The organism is Actinokineospora iranica, from assembly GCF_900101685.1.
Classification (GTDB): Bacteria; Actinomycetota; Actinomycetes; order Mycobacteriales; family Pseudonocardiaceae; genus Actinokineospora; species Actinokineospora iranica.
The window spans coordinates 147,441-165,342 of sequence record NZ_FMZZ01000010.1; the positions used below are offsets into that span (position 1 = coordinate 147,441).

Consider the following 17,902-nt stretch of genomic DNA (forward strand, 5'->3'; position numbering starts at 1 on the left):
CGAGAGCCTGCGCACGGTCTTCGCCGACGGGGCGACGCAGGTGATCCGCACCCCGGAGCAGGCCGATGTGGCTCTCCCGGTCGTGGAGATCGCCGAGGAACGGCTCGCCGAGCGGATCGCCGAGTGCTGCGCGCACCGGTTCGACCTGTCCGTCGACATTCCGCTCAAGGCGTGGCTGTTCGCCGTGAACGGCGACGAGCATGTGCTGCTGCTGCTGACCCACCACATCGCCAGCGACGCCTGGTCGCGCGGGCCGCTGGCCCGCGACCTCGCCGCCGCCTACACCGCCCGCGCGGCGGGCGAAGCGCCCGACTGGACGCCGTTGTCGGTGCAGTACGCCGATTACGCGCTCTGGCAGCGCGACCTGCTGGGGTCGGAGACGGACCCGTCGAGCGTGGTGTCGCGGCAGCTTGCGTTCTGGTCGGCCGCGCTGAGCGGCGTCCCCGAGGAACTGGCGTTGCCGTTCGACCGGCCCCGCCCCGCCGCCGCGTCGTACCGCGGCGATCGGGTCGCGTTCGCCGTGCCCGCCGAGGTCTATCGGGGGCTGGAAAAGCTGGCGCGCGAGTGCCAGGCGACGGTGTTCATGGTGGTGCAGGCCGGTGTGGCGGCGCTGCTGTCCCGCTTGGGCGCGGGCACGGACATTCCGCTGGGGACGCCGATCGCGGGCCGGACGGACGAGGCCGTGGACGAGTTGATCGGGTTTTTCGTGAACACGTTGGTGTTGCGCACCGATGTGTCCGGCGATCCGTCCTTTATGGAGTTGGTCGGTCGGGTGCGGGAGACCGCGTTGGCGGCGTACGCGAATCAGGATGTGCCGTTCGAGCGGTTGGTGGAGGTGCTGAACCCGGCCCGGTCGCTGGCCCGGCATCCGCTGTTCCAGGTGCTGCTGACGTTCAACAACACCGATCCGCAGTCGGCGGTCGCCGAGATCGGCACGCTGCCCGGCCTCGACGTCGAGCCCATCCGGGCCGAGACGGCGGCGGCCAAGTTCGACCTGTCCTTCGGCTTCGCCGAGTCCCACGGCGGCGACGGGCTCCCCGAGGGCCTGTCCGGGTCCCTGGAGTTCGCCACCGACCTGTTCGACCGGTCCACCGCCGAGGCGCTGACCCGGCGTCTGGTGGCGGTGCTCGCCGCGATGGGAGAAGACCCGACCCTGCGGCTGCGCCAAGCCCCGGTGCTGGACCCGGCCGAACGGCACGACTTGGTGGTTGCCCGCAACGCCACCACCCGCGCGGTGCGGCGGGCGAGCCTGCCCGCGCTGTTCGCCGAGCAGGCCGCCGCCACTCCGAATGCGATAGCCCTCAGCGGCGGCGGGGAGTCGCTGACCTACGCCGAACTCCGCTCGCGGGTGAGCCGGATGGCCGGGGCGCTGCGTGCGCGCGGGATCGGGCGGGGCGCGCTGGTGGCGATCGCGCTGCAGAAGACCCCGGACGCCGTGGCGGCCATGCTCGCCGTCCTCACCGCCGGGGCGGCCTACTTGCCGCTCGACGTCGACCAGCCCGCCGAGCGGGTGGCGTCCATCCTCGATGACGCCCGGCCCGCCCTCCTGGTCACCGAAGGGCTGAGCGCGCCGGGGGTTCCGGCGCTTCGGCCGCGCGACCTGCTTGACGGCGAGCCGGTGGGAGTCGCGCCGACTCACCCCCACGACCCCGCCTATGTCATCTACACCTCCGGGTCGACGGGCAGGCCCAAGGGCGTGGTGGTCGAGCACCGGTCTGTCGGGGCGTATCTGGTGCGGGCCCGCGAGGTCTACCCGATGACCGGCATGTCGCTGGCGCACACGTCGCTCGCCTTCGACCTCACTGTGACCACGCTGTTCACCCCACTGGTCTCCGGCGGGCACGTCCACCTCGCGGCGTTGGACGAGACGGCCCCAGAAGGCGCGTCGATCATGAAGGTCACGCCCTCGCACCTGCCGCTGCTGGACGCGCTGCCGGATTCGGTGTCGCCGTCGGACATGCTGATCCTCGGCGGTGAGGCGCTGATCAGTGAGGCCCTGGCGGGGTGGCGTGCGCGGCACCCGGACGCGGTGGTCGTGAACGCGTATGGGCCGACTGAGGCGACGGTGAATTGTCTGGACTTTCGCTTGGAGCCGGGGGAGCCGGCGCCTGCGGGTGCGGTTCCGGTGGGTCGGCCGTTTTGGAATACCCGGGCGTATGTGTTGGATGCCGGTTTGCAGCCGGTTCCGTCCGGTGTGGTTGGGGAGTTGTACGTGGCGGGTGACGTTCTCGCTCGTGGGTATTTGAACCGGGCGGCGTTGACGGCTGAGCGGTTTGTGGCGGACCCGTTCGTCGAGGGTGAGCGGATGTACCGGACCGGGGATCTGGTGCGGTGGAACGCCGATGGTGACTTGGTTTATGTGGGCCGGGCTGATGATCAGGTGAAGCTGCGGGGGTTCCGCGTCGAGCTCGGCGAGATTCGCTCGGTTCTGTTGGAGCAGCCGGGGATCGCTGACGCCGCTGTTGTGGTGCGTGAGGACCAGCCGGGGGACCAGCGGCTGGTGTCCTATGTGGTTGGTCCGGTGGCCGGTCTGCGAGACGCGCTGGTGGCGCGGCTGCCCGAGTACATGGTCCCCTCGGCGTTCGTCGCCCTGGACGCGTTGCCGCTGACCGTGAACGGCAAGCTGGACCGCGAAGCCCTGCCCGCACCCGATTACGAGACTGGAGTCCGCCGCCGCGCGCCTCGGTCTCCCCGCGAGGAAATCCTCTGTGGACTGTTCGCCGAAGTGCTGGGCGTGAGCGAGGTCGGGATCGATGACTCGTTCTTCGACCTGGGCGGGCACTCGCTGCTGGCCACTCGACTGGTGAGCCGGGTCCGGTCGGTGCTGGGTGTGGAACTGGCCATCCGGCGGCTCTTCGAGACCCCGACCGTCGCGGGCCTCGCCGCCGCCCTCGACAACGCGGGCCAAGCGCGGGCCGGAATCACCGCACGCCAACGGCCCGAGCGGATTCCGCTGTCGTTCGCCCAGCGGCGCCTGTGGTTCCTGCACCGGTTCGAGGGCCCCAGCGCGACCTACAACATCCCGCTCTCCCTGCGCCTGACCGGCGACCTGGACGTGCCCGCCCTGCTGGCCGCCGTCGCCGATCTCGTCGCCCGGCACGAGAGCCTGCGCACGGTTTTCGCCGAGGACGCCGACGGCCCGCACCAGGTCGTGTTGGCCACCGCCCGACCCGTGGTGGTTCACGAGCGGGTCACCGAGGCCGACCTGCCGCGCTTGCTCGCCGACGCGGCCCGGCACCCGTTCGCCCTCGACGCCGAGATCCCGGTGCGGGCGTGGCTGTTCGAGACCAGCCCGACCGAGCATGTCCTGTTGCTGCTCATGCACCACATCGCGGGCGACGGCTGGTCGCGCGGCCCGCTGGCCAAAGACCTCTCGACCGCCTACGCCGCCCGCGCCGAGGGGCGCGCGCCGGACTGGGCGCCGCTGCCCGTCCAGTACGCGGACTACACCCTGTGGCAGCGCTCGGTTCTCGGCGCGGAGGACGACCCGGACAGCCCCATCGCCCGCCAGTCGGCCTACTGGACCGACCGGCTCGCCGGTCTGCCCGAGGAACTGGGCCTGCCCGCCGACCGCCCCCGCCCCGCCCAGGCGACCTATCGGGGCGGGCGGCTGGAGTTCACCGTCCCCGACGATGTGCGCGCGCGGCTCACCGAAGTCAGCCGGAGCCGCCAGGCGAGCCCGTTCATGGTCATCCAAGCCGCGCTGGCGGTCCTGCTGTCCCGGCTCAGCGGCGGCACGGACATCCCGCTGGGCACCCCGGTCGCGGGCCGCACCGACGACGCCCTGGACGACCTGATCGGCGTCTTCCTCAACACGCTGGTGCTGCGCACGGACGTCTCGGGCGACCCCACGTTCGCCGAACTGGTCGCGCGGGTGCGGGAAACCGACCTGGCCGCGTACGCGCACCAGGACCTGCCGTTCGAGCGGCTGGTCGAGACGCTGAACCCGCCCCGCTCGCTGGCCAGGCACCCGCTGTTCCAAGTATTGCTGGCGTTCAACAACACCCTGGTCGACGCCGTCGACCCGCTGCCCGGCGTCGAGGTGCGCCGCGAGGGCGGCCAGACCGGCGCGGCGAAGTTCGACCTGGCGTTCTCCTTCGCCGAGCACGCCGCCACGCTGCACGGGGTCCTGGAGTTCAGCGCCGACCTCTACGACGAGTCGACCGCGGCGACCCTGGTCGACCGGTTCCTGCTGGTGCTGCGCTCGGCGCTGGCCGCCCCGGACGCCCGCGTCGGCTCGCTCGACCTGGTCACCGCCACGGAGCGGACGCTCCTGCTGGACGACTGGGGCCGCGCCGACGCGCCTGCGCCGGACGCCTCGGTGGTCGAGATGATCGCCGCCCAGGCCGCCGCCACCCCGGACGCGCTCGCCGTGCTGGCCGACGAGTCCCTGACCTACGCGGAACTGGACGACCGGTCCTCCCGGCTGGCCCGCTTTCTGGCCGAGCGGGGCGCGGGGCCCGAGCGGCTGGTCGCGGTCGCCCTGCCGCGCCGCGCGGGCATGGTGGTCGCGCTGCTGGCCGTGCTCAAGTCCGGCGCGGGCTACCTGCCGCTGGACACCGACTACCCGGCCGACCGGCTGGCGCACATCCTCGACGACGCCCGCCCGGTCCTGGTTCTCACCGCCGCCGAGGTGGCAGGCCAGCTTCCGCCTGCTGAGGCCGAAATCGCGTACCTGGAGGACATCGATCTCACCGGCTGCTCGGGCCAGGCCGTCACGGCCCACCCGGAGGCGCCCGCGTACGTGATCCACACCTCTGGTTCGACCGGCAGGCCCAAGGGCGTGGTGGTGCCTCGGGCCGCGCTGGCCAACTTCGTGCGGGCCCTGCGCGACCGGCTCCGGCTCGACGGGCGGGACCGGCTGCTGGCGGTCACCACGATCGGCTTCGACATCCACGGGCTGGAACTGTTCGTGCCGCTGGTTTCCGGGGCGGCGGTGGTCGTCGCTGACCGCGATGTGGTGCGCGACCCGGCCGCGGCCCGCGCGCTGATCCGGTCCGCGGGCGTGACCGTGGCGCAGGCGACGCCGTCGTGGTGGCGCGCGGTCGTCACCGACGATCCGGGGGTGGTGGCCGGGCTGCGGGTGCTCGTCGGCGGCGAGGCCCTGCCGCGCGATTTGGCGGCGGCGCTGGCCCCGGCCGCGTCGGTGACCAACCTCTACGGCCCCACCGAGACGACCATCTGGTCCACCTCGTCTGATGTGGACGGTGAGATCCGCATCGGTTCGCCGATCGCGAACACCCGCCTGCGCGTGCTCGACGCCGGTTTGCGACTGGTGCCGCCGGGTGTGGTGGGCGAGTTGTATATCGGGGGCGCGGGCGTTGCCCGCGGCTACCACGGCCAACCGGCGCTGACCGCGGAACGGTTCGTCGCCGACCCGTTCGGCGGCGGGCGGATGTACCGGACCGGCGACCTGGCGCGCTGGAGCGCGGCGGGTGAGCTGGAATACCTGGGCCGGGTGGACCACCAGGTCAAGGTGCGCGGCCACCGGATCGAACTGGGCGAGGTCGAGGCGGTCCTCGGCGCTCGACCGGACGTCGCCCAAGTCGTCGCGGCCGTGTGGGAAGACCGGCTGGTCGCCTATGTCGTGCCTGCCGGCGATGTGGACACCGCGGGCTGGGCCAAGCACCTCGCCGAGACCCTGCCGCCCGCCATGGTGCCGTCGGTGTTCGTGCCGCTCGACGCGGTTCCGTTGACTCCGAACGGAAAAGTCGCCCGCAATGCCCTGCCCGCCCCGAGTGTCCGTGGCGCCGTCGCGGGCCGGGCGCCGCGCACGCCGCGCGAAGAGATCCTTTGTGGACTATTCGCCGACGTGCTCGGCGTGGACCGGGTGAGCGTGGACGACAGCTTCTTCGACCTGGGCGGGCACTCGCTGCTGGCGACCCGGCTGGTCAGCCGCGTCCGGTCGGTGCTGGGCGTGGAACTGGCTATCCGGCGGCTTTTCGAGTCCCCGACCGTCGCGGGCCTGTCCGCCGCGCTGGACAGCGCGGCTGGCCCGCGCAGGCCGGTGGTCGCGGTGCGGCCCCGGCCCGAGCGGGCGCCGCTGTCGTTCGCCCAGCGGCGGCTGTGGTTCCTGCACGAGCTGGAAGGCCCGAGCGCGACCTACAACATGCCGATGACGCTCGCCCTGTCCGGCAGGCTCGACGTGGACGCGCTGCGCCAGGCCTTGGCCGACGTCGCCCACCGGCACGAGGCGCTGCGCACGGTGATCCGGCAGGACGAGGACGGCCCGTACCAGGCTGTGCTCGACCAGACCCCTGAGCTGACCGTCGTCGACACCGCCGACCCGGACGCCGACCTGGCCCGCGCCGCGCGGCACGCCTTCGACCTCGCCGCCGGGCCGCCGGTGCGGGCCTGGCTGTTCCGGCGCGGCGAGACCGAGCACGTGCTGCTCCTGCTGCTGCACCACATCGTCGGCGACGCCTGGTCGCGTGGGCCGCTCGGTCGCGACCTGACCACCGCCTACACCGCCCGCCGCGCGGGGGAGGGCCCGCAGTGGGCGCCGCTTCCGGTGCGGTACGCGGACTACGCCCTCTGGCAGCGCGACGCCCTCGGCGCGGACGACGACCCGGAAAGCCCGTTGGCCGCCCAACTCGCGTACTGGACCGAGGAACTGGCCGACCTGCCCGAGGAACTGGCGCTGCCCACCGACCGCCCGCGCCCGCCACAGGCGTCCTATCGCGGCCGCCGCACCCCGATCGCCGTGCCGCCCGCGCTGCTCGACGGGATCGCCGCGCTGGCCCGGGACGCCGGGGCGAGCCCGTTCATGGTCGTGCAGGCCGCCATCGCGGCCCTGCTGCACCGGCTGGGCGCGGGCGCGGACATCCCGCTCGGCGCGCCGGTCGCGGGCCGCACCGACGACGCCTTGGACGACCTGGTCGGGGTTTTCGTGAACACACTGGTGCTGCGCGCCGACGTGACGGGCGACCCGACGTTCCGCGAGCTGGTGGCCCGGGTGCGGGCGACCGACCTGGCCGCCTACGCCAACCAGGACGTCCCGTTCGAGCGCCTGGTCGACCGGCTCAACCCGGAGCGCTCGCTGGCCCGGCACCCGCTGTTCCAGGTCGCGCTCACCTACAACAACATCGCGACCGCCGCCCCTGCCGCGCCCGAGCCAGCGGGCCTGGCGGTCACCGGCCGCGCGCTGCCCGTCGAGCACGCCAAGTTCGACCTGTCCTTCGAGTTCACCGAACGCCCCGGCGCGCTGACGGTCGAACTGGAGTACGCCGAGGACCTGTTCGACGCCGAGACCGCGCGGACCCTGGCGCGGCGGCTCGTCCGCGTGCTGGAAGCGGTCGTCGCGGCACCGGACGTGCCGGTGGGCGCGATCGACGTCCTCGACCCGGCCGAGCGCGACTGGATCATCCGCGACTGGAACGCCACCGACGAGCCGTTCCCGGCCGACCGCGCCGTGCACGAGCTGTTCGCCGAGCAGGCCGCGCGCGTCCCGGACGCCCCCGCGCTGCGCCTCGGCGGCGAGACCGTGGCGTACGCGGAACTGGACGCACGGGCGAACCGGCTCGCGCACGAGCTGATCCGGCGGGGTGTGCGGCCGGAAAGCAAGGTCGCCGTCCTGCTGGACCGCTCCTTCGAGCTGGTGACCGCCACCCTGGCCATCCTCAAGGCGGGCGGGGCGTACGTGCCGATCGACCCGGACCAGCCCGACGAGCGAACCCGGTTCATCCTCGCCGACACCGCCGCCGTCGCCCTGGTGACCGACCGCGCGGCCGACTACGGCGTGCCGGTGGTCGCCCCGGTCGCGCAGGGACCCGACCACGCGCCGGACGTGCGCACGCACGCCGAGCAGGTCGTGTACGTCATGTACACCTCGGGTTCGACCGGGCGGCCCAAGGGCGTGGCCAACACCCACCGCAACGTCGCCCACCTCGCGGTCAACCAGCGCTGGCGGGCGGGCAACCACGAGCGCGTGCTGATGCACTCGCCGTACGCGTTCGACGCGTCCACCTTCGAGCTGTGGGCGCCGCTGCTGAACGGCGGGCAGGTGGTGATCGCCCCGGTCGGTCCGCTGTCGGCGCACGAGGTGGCCGAGGTGATCGCGGACGGCGCGGTCACCGGGTTGTTCGTCAGCGCGGGCCTGTTCCGGGTGCTGGCCGAGGAACGGCCCGACTGCTTCGCCGGGGTCCGCGAGGTGTGGGCGGGCGGCGACGTGGTGTCCCCGGTCGCGGTGCGGCGCGTGCTCGACGGGTGCCCGGACACCGTGGTGGCCAACGAGTACGGGCCGACCGAGACCACGGTGTTCTCCTCGGTCAACCGGATGCGCTCCGGTGACGCAGTGCCGAGTATCGTCCCTATTGGACGTCCACTGTGGAACACCCGGCTGTACGTGCTCGATTCCACGCTGCGGCCGGTGGCTCCCGGTGTGCTGGGCGAGCTTTACATCGGCGGCGCGGGATTGGCCCGGGGCTACCTGAACCGGCCGGGGCGCAGCGCCGAGCGGTTCGTCGCCGACCCGCACGGCGGACCCGGCTCCCGGATGTACCGCACCGGCGACCTCGCCCGGCTGCGGCCGGACGGGCTGCTGGAGTTCGCAGGCCGGGTCGACGACCAGGTCAAGCTGCGCGGCTTCCGGGTGGAACCGGGCGAGGTCGAGGCGGCCCTGGTCGCGCACGGCGCGGTGGCCGAGGCCGCGGTGATCCTGCGCGAGGACCGGCCGGGGGACAAACGCCTCGTCGCCTACCTGGTCGGCGACGGGGGCGCGGACCCCCGCGCGCACCTCGCCGAGCGGCTGCCCGCGTTCATGGTGCCGTCGGCGTTCGTCTGGCTCGACGCGCTTCCGGTGACCCGCAACGGAAAGCTGGACCGCGGCGCGCTGCCCGCGCCCGACTTCACCCCGGACACAGCCACGACCGGCGCGGGCACCGCGGCCGAACGCGTGCTGGCTGGACTGTTCGCCGAGGTGCTGGGCCTGCCGGAAGTGGGCGTCGACAGCGGGTTCTTCGACCTCGGCGGCGACAGCATCATGTCCATCCAACTGGTCAGCCGCGCCCGCCGCGCCGGACTGGCGCTCTCCGTCCGCGACGTGTTCGAGCACCGCACCGTGGCCCGCATCGCCGCCGCGGCGGCGATCACGACCCCCGCCGCCGCCGAGGACCCCGGCGACGCGCTCGGTTCGCTGCCGCTCACCCCGGTCACGCGCTGGGCCATGGCCCGCGGCGGCCCGCTGCGCGGTTACAACCAGTCCCGCCTGATCACGGTGCCCGCCGGTACGCGCCCGGAGCACGTGCTCGGCGCGATCCAGGACCTCATCGACCATCACGACGCGCTCCGCGCCCGCCTGGACGACGCGGGCCTCACCATCCTCCCGTCCGCCACCGCCACTCTGTCCACAGTGGATGGAGTCGGTCTCGATGAGGACGGCTTGCGCGAGCTGGTGACCCGGTGGACCGTGACCGCGCGGGAAGACCTCGACCCGGCCGAGGGCACGATGACCCGCGCCGTCTGGTTCGACCGGGGCGCGGCTCCCGGCCTGCTCCTGCTGATGATCCACCACTTCGTCGTGGACGGTGTCTCCTGGCGCATCCTCACCGCCGACCTGGCCGAGGCCTGCCAGGCCCGCGCCCGGGGTGAGCGGGCGGCCCTCCAGCCCACCGGCACGTCGCTGCGCCGCTGGGCGCACCGCCTGGCCGAGGCCGCCCCCGCCCGCCGACCGCAGATTCCGCACTGGACCGAGACCCTGGCCGCGGGCCACCCGATCGCCGACGGCGCGTTGGACCCGGCCCTGGACACCCAGGCCACCGCCCGGCACCTGACGCTGCGGCTGCCCGTGGCCGTGACCAAGACGCTGCTCACCACCGTCCCGGCCGCCTTCCACGCCGAGATCAACGACGTCCTGCTCACCGCGTTCCTCCTGGCGGCGGTCGACTGGCGGCCCGGCCACGCGGAAGATGTCCTGCTCGACCTCGAAGGCCACGGCCGCGAGGAGGACGTGGTCGGCGGAGCTGACCTGTCCCGCACGGTCGGCTGGTTCACCAGCGTCTACCCGGTCCGGCTCACGACGGGCGGCCTGGACCTGGCCGAGGCGTGGGCGGGCGGGCCGTCGGTGGGCGCGCTGCTCAAGCGCGTCAAGGAGCAGGTGCGCGCCATCCCCGAGCGCGGCATGGGCTACGGGATGCTGCGCTACCTCGACCCGGACAGCGCGGCGGCCTTCGCCGGGGCGGCCGAGCCCGAACTCGGCTTCAACTACCTCGGCCGGGTCGCGGGAGCCGACGCCGACGCGAGCCTGGACAGCGTGCCCGCCTGGACCGTCCTGGGCGCGGCGGCGGGCGCGGGCGGCGTCGACCCGGCGCAGGCGCTCGCCCACGTGGTCGAGGTCAACGCCCGCACCACCGACACCCCGGACGGCCCGGTGCTGACCGCCACCTGGACCTGGGCGACCCGTCTCGTCCCCGACGAGCGAGCCGAGGCGCTGGCCGAGGCATGGTTCCGGGCGCTGCGCGCGCTGGCCGCGCACGCGGAGAACCCCGACGCGGGCGGCCTCACCCCCTCCGACGTCGCACTGGCGGACCTGGACCAAGCCGAGATCGCCCGCCTGGAAGCCGACTGGGAGGACCTGACATGACCCGATCCGGTTTGCGGGACATCCTGCCGCTGTCGCCCTTGCAGGAAGGGCTGCTCTTCCACGGCGTCTACGACGAGACCGCCCCCGACGTCTACCTGGTGCAGCAGGTGTTCACCCTGGAAGGCGCGCTGGACGAAGACCGGCTGCGGGCCGCCGCCGGGATGCTGCTCGACCGGCACGACAACCTGCGCGCCGCCTTCCGCTACCAGGGGCTCAGCAAGCCGGTGCAGGTCATCCCGCACCGCGTCGAGCCGCCCTGGCGGGTGGCCGACCTGGCGGGCGAGGCCGACCCCGACGCCGCGGCCGACCGGGTGCTGGCCGAGGACCGGGCCACCCGGTTCGACCTGGCGCGGCCGCCGCTGGTCCGGTTCACCCTGCTGCGCCTGGGGAACCGCCGCCACCGGTTCGCCCTGACCAACCACCACATCCTGCTCGACGGCTGGTCGCGCCCGGTCCTGGTCCGCGAGCTGTTCCGGCTCTACCTGCGCGGCGCCGACGCGAATCTGCCGCCCGTGCGCCCGTTCAAGGACTACCTCGCCTGGCTCGCCGCGCAGGACCGCGACCAGGCCGGGCAGGCGTGGCGGGCCGCCCTCGCCGGTGTCGAACCGACCCGCGTCGCTCCCGGGCGGGCCGCGGCGGTCGCTCCGGGCCGGGTCACCCGTGAGCTGGACGCGCGGGAGAGCGCGGCGCTGGCCGACCGCGCCCGCGAACGCGGGCTCACCCTGAACACCCTGGTCCAGGGCGCCTGGGCGGTGGTGCTGAGCGGGCTGGTCGGCCGCGACGACGTGGTGTTCGGTGTGACGGTCTCCGGCAGGCCGCCGGAACTGGCGGGCGTGGAGACCATGGTGGGCCTGTTCATCAACACCCTCCCGCTGCGCGCCCGCCTGCGGCCGCGGGAGCCCCTGACGGCGATGCTCGCCCGGCTGCAAGCCGAGCAGGCCGCGCTGCTGGCCCACCAGCACCTTAGCCTGGCCGAGATCCAGCGGCTGGCGGGCGTTGGCGAGCTGTTCGACACGTCCATGGTGTTCGAGAACTACCCCCTCGACACCGCACCGGCCGCCGAGGACGACGGCGGCCTGCGCGTCGTCGGCAGCCGCAACGCCGACGCCACCCACTACCCCCTGGCCCTGGTCGCGGTGGCCCGCCACAACGTCCACTTGCGACTCGACTACCGCCCCGACGTGATCGCCGAGACCACCGCGGCCACCCTCATCGACCGGTTCACCCGCGTGCTGCGGGCAGTCGTGGCCGCCCCGGACACCCCGGTCGGCGCGCTGGACCTCACCGACCCGGCGGCGGTCCGGCAGGCGCTGGCGTTCAGCGGGTCCAGCGCCCCGGTGTCCGCCCGTTCGGTGCCGCGGGCGTTCCGCGAGCGCGCCCACGCGACCCCGGACGCCGAGGCCATCGTGTCCGCGAACACCCGCTGGACCTACCGCGACCTGGACGAGCGCTCGGACCGGATAGCGCGATCCCTTGCCGCCCAAGGCGTCCGCGCGGAAACCCCGGTCGTGATCCTGATGGACCGCGCCCCCGACCTCGTGGCGGCCACCCTCGCCGTGCTCAAGGCAGGCGGCGCGTACGTGCCGATGCACCACACCTATCCGCTCGACCGGATGCGCTCCCTGGCCGAGGACACGGCCGCCCGCCTGGTGGTCACCGACGCGGCGAACGCCGATCGGGCGGCGAAGCTGGGCATTCCGGTCGTGCGCGCCGACGACCCCGGCGAGCACCCGCAGGCGGCCGATTCAGACGCAGGCGACGCGGCCACCTGTGATCAGTTCGGCGAGCCCCCGGCAGCCGGGACGGTCCCTGATCCGGGGCACCTGGCATACGTGATCCACACGTCCGGGTCGACCGGCGCGCCCAAGGGGGTCGCGGTGACCCACGGCGACATCGTGGCGCTGGCCGAGGACAGCGCGTTTCGCCCGCCCGCCCAGCGGCGGGTCCTGCTCCACGCCCCGCACGCGTTCGACGCGTCCACCTACGAGATGTGGGTTCCGCTGCTTACCGGCGGCACTCTTGTCGTCGCCCCGCCCGGGGAGTTGGACGTCGAAGCGCTCGCCGAGGTGATCACCGGGCACGCGGTAACCGGGTTGTGGCTCACCGCTGGCCTCTTCCGTCTTGTCGCCGAAGAGGTTCCCGAGTGTCTTACCGGTGTCCAAGAGGTGTGGACCGGCGGTGACGTGGTCTCCGTCGACGCCGTGCGGCGAGTGCGGGCGGTCTGTCCTGACCTGACCGTGGTCAACGGGTACGGCCCCACCGAGACCACCACGTTCGCCACGACCCACCGGCTCACGCCCGCCGACGACGTGCCCGCCGCGCTGCCCATCGGCAAGCCGCTGGACGCCATGCGCGCCCTGGTCCTCGACCGGGGCCTGCGGCCGGTCGAACCCGGGACCGCCGGTGAGCTGTACCTGGCGGGCGCTGGCGTCGCCCGCGGCTACCTCGGCCGCCCGGGGGCCACCGCGGAGCGCTTCCCGGCGAACCCGTTCGGCGCGCCCGGCGAGCGGATGTACCGCACGGGCGACCTCGCCCGCTGGGACGCGCACGGGGTCTTGCACTACCTCGGGCGCGCCGACCAGCAGGTCAAGGTGCGCGGCTTCCGGGTCGAGCCCGGCGAGGTCGAGGCCGCCCTGGTCGCCGTCCCCGGAGTCACGCACGCCGTGGTGGTCCCGCGAGAGGACACCCTGGTGGCCTACGTGGTCGGCGACGCCGATCCCGCGACTATGAGAACCAGCCTGGCGGCCGTCCTGCCCGGCTACCTGGTGCCGTCCGCGTTCGTCCCGCTGGACGCGCTTCCCCTGACCGACAACGGCAAGATCGACAAGGCGGCCCTACCCGCGCCCGACAAGACGACGGCCGCAGGAAGAGCGCCGCGCGACCCGCGCGAAGAGATCCTGTGCGGCCTCTTCGCCGAAGTGCTCAACCGCGCCAGGGTCAGCATCGACGACGACTTCTTCGCCCTGGGCGGGCACTCGCTGCTCGCCACCCGCCTGGTCAGCCGCATCCGCGCCACCCTCGGCGCCGGGCTCGCCATCCGCGCCCTGTTCGAGCACCCCACGGTCGCGGCGCTGGCCCCCACCCTCGACGCCGACCGGGACACCCGGCCCCCGCTGGTCGCCGCTCGCCCCCGGCCTGCGCGGGTCCCGGCGTCCTTCGCGCAGCGGCGGCTGTGGTTCCTGCACCGCTTCGAGCCGGTGGGCGCGACCTACAACATCCCGCTCGCGCTGCGCCTGTCCGGCCCGCTGGACGCGCCCGCGCTGCGCGCCGCGGTCAGCGACGTCGCGGCCAGGCACGAGACCCTGCGCACGGTCTTCGGACAGGACGCCGACGGCCCGTATCAGATCGTGCTCGACGCCGAACCGCCCTTCGAGACGCGCGCGGTCACCGCGGCAGCGCTGCCGGACGCCCTGGCGGAGGCGGCGGCCCACGAGTTCGACCTCGCCGCCGACGTGCCGCTGCGGGTCTGGCTGTTCCGGCTCGCCCCCGACGAGCACGCCCTGCTGGTGCTGGTCCACCACATCGCGGGCGACGGCTGGTCGGTGCCGGTGCTCGCCCGCGACCTGGCCACCGCCTACGCCGCGCGGTCGGCGGGGACCGTGCCGGATTGGGCGCCGCTGCCGGTCCAGTACGCGGACTACACCCTCTGGCAGCGGAGCTATCTGGGCGACGAGTCCGACCCGGCGAGCCCGCTCGCCCGCCAGCTCGCCTACTGGCGCGCGGCGCTCGCCGACCTGCCCGCCGAGCTGGACCTGCCGTTCGACCGGCCCCGGCCCGCGGTCGCCGCGCACCGGGGCGGCCGGGTGCGCTACGAGGTCGGCGCGGACACCCACCGCAAGATCGTCGAGCTGGCCCGCCAGGCGCAGGCGAGCCCGTTCATGGTCGTGCAGGCCGTGGTCGCCACGCTGCTGTCCCGGCTCGGCGCGGGAGACGACATCCCGCTGGGCACGCCGGTCGCGGGCCGCACCGACGACCGGCTCGACGGCCTGGTCGGCTTCTTCGTCAACACCCTGGTCCTGCGGGCCGACCTGTCCGGCGACCCGACCGCGCGCGAGCTTGTCGCCCGGGTGCGGGAGACCGACCTGGCCGCCTACGCCCACCAGGACGTGCCGTTCGAGCGGCTGGTCGAGCTGGTCGACCCGCAGCGCTCGCTGGCCCGGCACCCGCTGTTCCAGGTCATGCTCACCTTCAACAACACCGCCGACCGCGCCGAGCCGCGCGAGGTGGACCTGCCCGGCCTGACCGCCGCCCCGGCCACGGCCGACTCCGGCACCGCCAAGTTCGACCTGCTGTTCTCCTTCGCCGAGCGGTTCGACGCGGCGGGCGCGCCCGCGGGCCTGGGCGCTGGCCTGGAGTTCGACGCCGACCTGTTCGACGCGGCCACCGCGCGCGACCTGGTGGCCTGGTTCCTCGGCCTGCTCGACCAGGCCGTGCGGCTGCCCGACAAGCCGGTCCGGCAGCTCACCCTGCCCGGAGCCACCGCCGCGGTCCAGGGAATCGAGCGGGCGGCCTCCGGCCAGACCCTGCCCGCCGCGTTCGCCCGCCAGGCCGCCGCGACTCCCGACCGGATCGCCGTGGTCGACGGCGACACCGCGCTGACCTACGCCGCGCTCGACGCCCGCGCCGACCACCTCGCCCACGCGCTCATCGCCCGGGGCGCCGGGCCGGAGCGGCGGGTCGCGGTGGCGCTGCCGCGCTCGGCGCACCTGGCCGTGGCGATGCTCGCCGTGCTCAAGGCGGGGGCGGCCTACGTGCCGGTCGACCCGGAGTACCCGGCCGAGCGGGTCGACCTCATGCTGGCCGAGTCCGCGCCGGTGGTCGTGCTGTCCACCGGGGAGACCGCCGAACGCCTGCGCCTGGGCGAGTGGCTTCCCGCCGACACCGAGCCCGACGGCCCCATCGAGCCGCCCGCCGTGGACATCCGCCCCGAGCACCCGGCGTATGTGATCTACACGTCCGGGTCGACCGGCGCGCCCAAGGGGATCGAGATGCCCTCGGGCGCGCTGCTCAACCTGCTCGACTGGCACGGCGCGGCGCTGCCGGGGCCGGGCGCGCGGGTCGCGCAGTTCACCGCGGTCAGCTTCGACGTGTCCGTGCAGGAGATCCTTTCCGCGCTGCTGCACGGCAAGACGCTGGTGTCCTGCCCGCAGGACGTCCGCCGCGACCCGGCCGCCCTGGTCCGGTGGCTGGCCGAGCGGCGGATCACCGAGCTGTACGCGCCGAACCTGGTGGTCGAGGCCGTCGCGGCGGCGGCCCTTGCCGCGGACCTCGACCTGCCCGACCTGACCACCGTGGCCCAGGCTGGCGAAGCGCTCACCCTGAGCGGCCCGGTGCGCCGCTGGCACGCCCGCGCCACGTGGCGGCTGCACAACCACTACGGCCCCGCCGAGACCCACGTGGCCACCGCATGGACCGCGCCCGCCGCCGTCGAAGACTGGCCCGGGACACCGCCGATCGGCAGGCCGCTGCCCAACCTGCGCGCCCACGTCCTCGACGCCGCGCTCCGCGCGGTCCCCGCGGGCGTGCCGGGCGAGCTGTACCTCGCCGGGGCCGGACTCGCCCGCGGCTACCTGGGCAAACCAGCCCTCACCGCGGAGCGGTTCGTCGCCGACCCGCACGGGACCGGGCAGCGGATGTACCGCACCGGCGACCGCGCCCGCTGGACCCGCGCGGGCGAGCTGGAGTTCCTGGGCCGGGCCGACGACCAGGTCAAGATCCGCGGCTTCCGCATCGAGCCTGCCGAGGTCGCCGCCGTCCTCACCCGTCACCCCGACATCGGCTCCGCCCGCGTCCTGGCGCGCGACGGCAGGCTTGTCGCCTACTACACCCCGGCCGCCGCAGGGGTGTTCTCTCCGGCAGGCGTGGTCCCGGCCGCCCCCGCCACCGTGGCAGGCGGGGTTCCGGACGCGGCGACCTTGCGCAAGCACATGGCCCAGTCCCTGCCCGAGCACATGGTTCCGGCCGCGTTCGTGCCGTTGCCCGCGCTCCCGCTGACCGCCAACGGCAAGCTCGACCGGCGCGCGCTGCCCGCCCCCGAATGGGGCGCGGCCGAGCCCGGCCGCGCGGCCCGCGATCCCTGGGAGGACGTGCTGCGGGAGCTGTTCGCCGAGGTTCTAGGGCTGCCCGAAGTCGGCGTCGAGGACGACTTCTTCGAGCTCGGCGGGCATTCGTTCCTGGCCGCGGACCTGGTCCGCCGGGTCGCGGCCACCTTGGGCGCCGAGGTGCCCGTGCGCCGGGTCTTCGAGGCCAGGACCCCGGCGGCGCTGGCCGAGGCGGTCCGCGGCGCCGACGCCGGACACGCCCAGGACGTGCTGCTGCCGCTGCGGCCCGGCGGCTCCGGGACGCCCCTGTTCTGTGTGCACCCGGGTGCCGGGTTCAGCTGGTGCTACGCCCGGCTGCTGCGCCACATCGACCCGACCGTGCCCGTCTACGGCTTGCAGGCCCGCGGCCTCGACCGGGACGAGCCGCTGCCCGGCAGCGTCACCGAGATGGCGGCCGACTACGCCGAGCAGATCCTGCGCGTGCGCCCCGAAGGTCCTTACCGGCTGCTCGGTTGGTCGTTCGGCGGCAACGTGGCGCACGCCGTCGCCGCGCGGCTGCGGGGGCTGGGGCACCGGGTCGACCTGTTGGCCCTGCTCGACGCCTACCCGTCGGAGGAAGACCTGCGCGGCGGCGAGCTGGACGAGCGGGAGTTGATCGAGGCCAACCTCCGGCACTTCGGCTTCGCCTACGACCCGGCGGAACTCGCCGACGACGAGGCCGCCCTGTTCGCGCGGTTCCGCGACTACCTGCGGGCGGAGAACGTCGCGATGGGGCACCTGGAGGCCGCCGACATGCTCGCGATCAAGCGGGTCTTCGTCAACAACGTGCGGATCATGCGCAGGCACGTCCCGCCCGTGGTCGACACCGACCTGCTGTTCGTGTCCGCCCGGCACGACCCGGAGCGCTCCGGGCTGGACCCGCTGGCGTGGCGGGCGCACGTCACCGGGGACATCGCCGTGCACCCGGTGGACGTCGAGCACGGCGACATGGTGACCGACGACGCCGCGGTCACCGAGATCGCGCGGGTGCTGGCCACCCGTGTCAGGGGATAACCAAGGGAGAGAACAATGAGCACCAACCCGTTCGAAGACGCCGACGGCCGCTACCTGGTCCTGGTCAACGACGAGGGACAGCACTCGCTGTGGCCGTCGTTCGCCGAGGTCCCCGCGGGCTGGACCGTGGCGCTGGCCGAGACCGACCGCGCGTCCGCGCTGGCCTTCGTCGAGGAGAACTGGACCGACATGCGCCCGCTCAGCCTGGTGCGCGCGATGGGGGAGTGAC

At 74.1% G+C, this 17,902-nt stretch carries 3 protein-coding genes (1 of these 3 running past the window's edge); all 3 read left to right on the forward strand.

Features of this window, described 5'->3' with window-relative positions:
• Tightly spaced (at most 15 nt apart), the 3 genes in view from BLS56_RS20540 to BLS56_RS20550 form a layout consistent with a single transcriptional unit that may run on beyond the window.
• A protein-coding gene (locus BLS56_RS20540) for a non-ribosomal peptide synthetase (protein ID WP_175482949.1) crosses the window boundary here: on the forward strand, positions 1 to 10,579 show its 3' portion. 3,281 nt of this gene lie to the left of the window's left edge; 10,579 of the gene's 13,860 nt are visible here — the last part of the coding sequence; its start codon lies beyond the left edge, outside the window; its stop codon occupies positions 10,577 to 10,579.
• Positions 10,576 to 17,673, forward strand: a complete 7,098-nt coding sequence (locus tag BLS56_RS20545) for an amino acid adenylation domain-containing protein (RefSeq protein WP_091453437.1) — start codon at positions 10,576 to 10,578, stop codon at positions 17,671 to 17,673. The genes BLS56_RS20540 and BLS56_RS20545 overlap by 4 nt, the downstream gene beginning before the upstream one ends.
• 15 nt (positions 17,674 to 17,688) lie before the next feature.
• Positions 17,689 to 17,901 carry an MbtH family protein gene (locus BLS56_RS20550; RefSeq protein ID WP_091453440.1) on the forward strand — a complete coding sequence of 71 codons (213 nt, stop codon included), beginning with the start codon at positions 17,689 to 17,691 and terminating at the stop codon, positions 17,899 to 17,901.
• Position 17,902 lies beyond the last annotated feature (1 nt).

Coding starts and splice junctions, on each gene's coding strand:
- BLS56_RS20545 (WP_091453437.1), top strand. CDS start 10,576: ATGACCCGATCCGGTTTGCGGGACATCCTGCCGCTGTCGCCCTTGCAG.
- BLS56_RS20550 (WP_091453440.1), top strand. CDS start 17,689: ATGAGCACCAACCCGTTCGAAGACGCCGACGGCCGCTACCTGGTCCTG.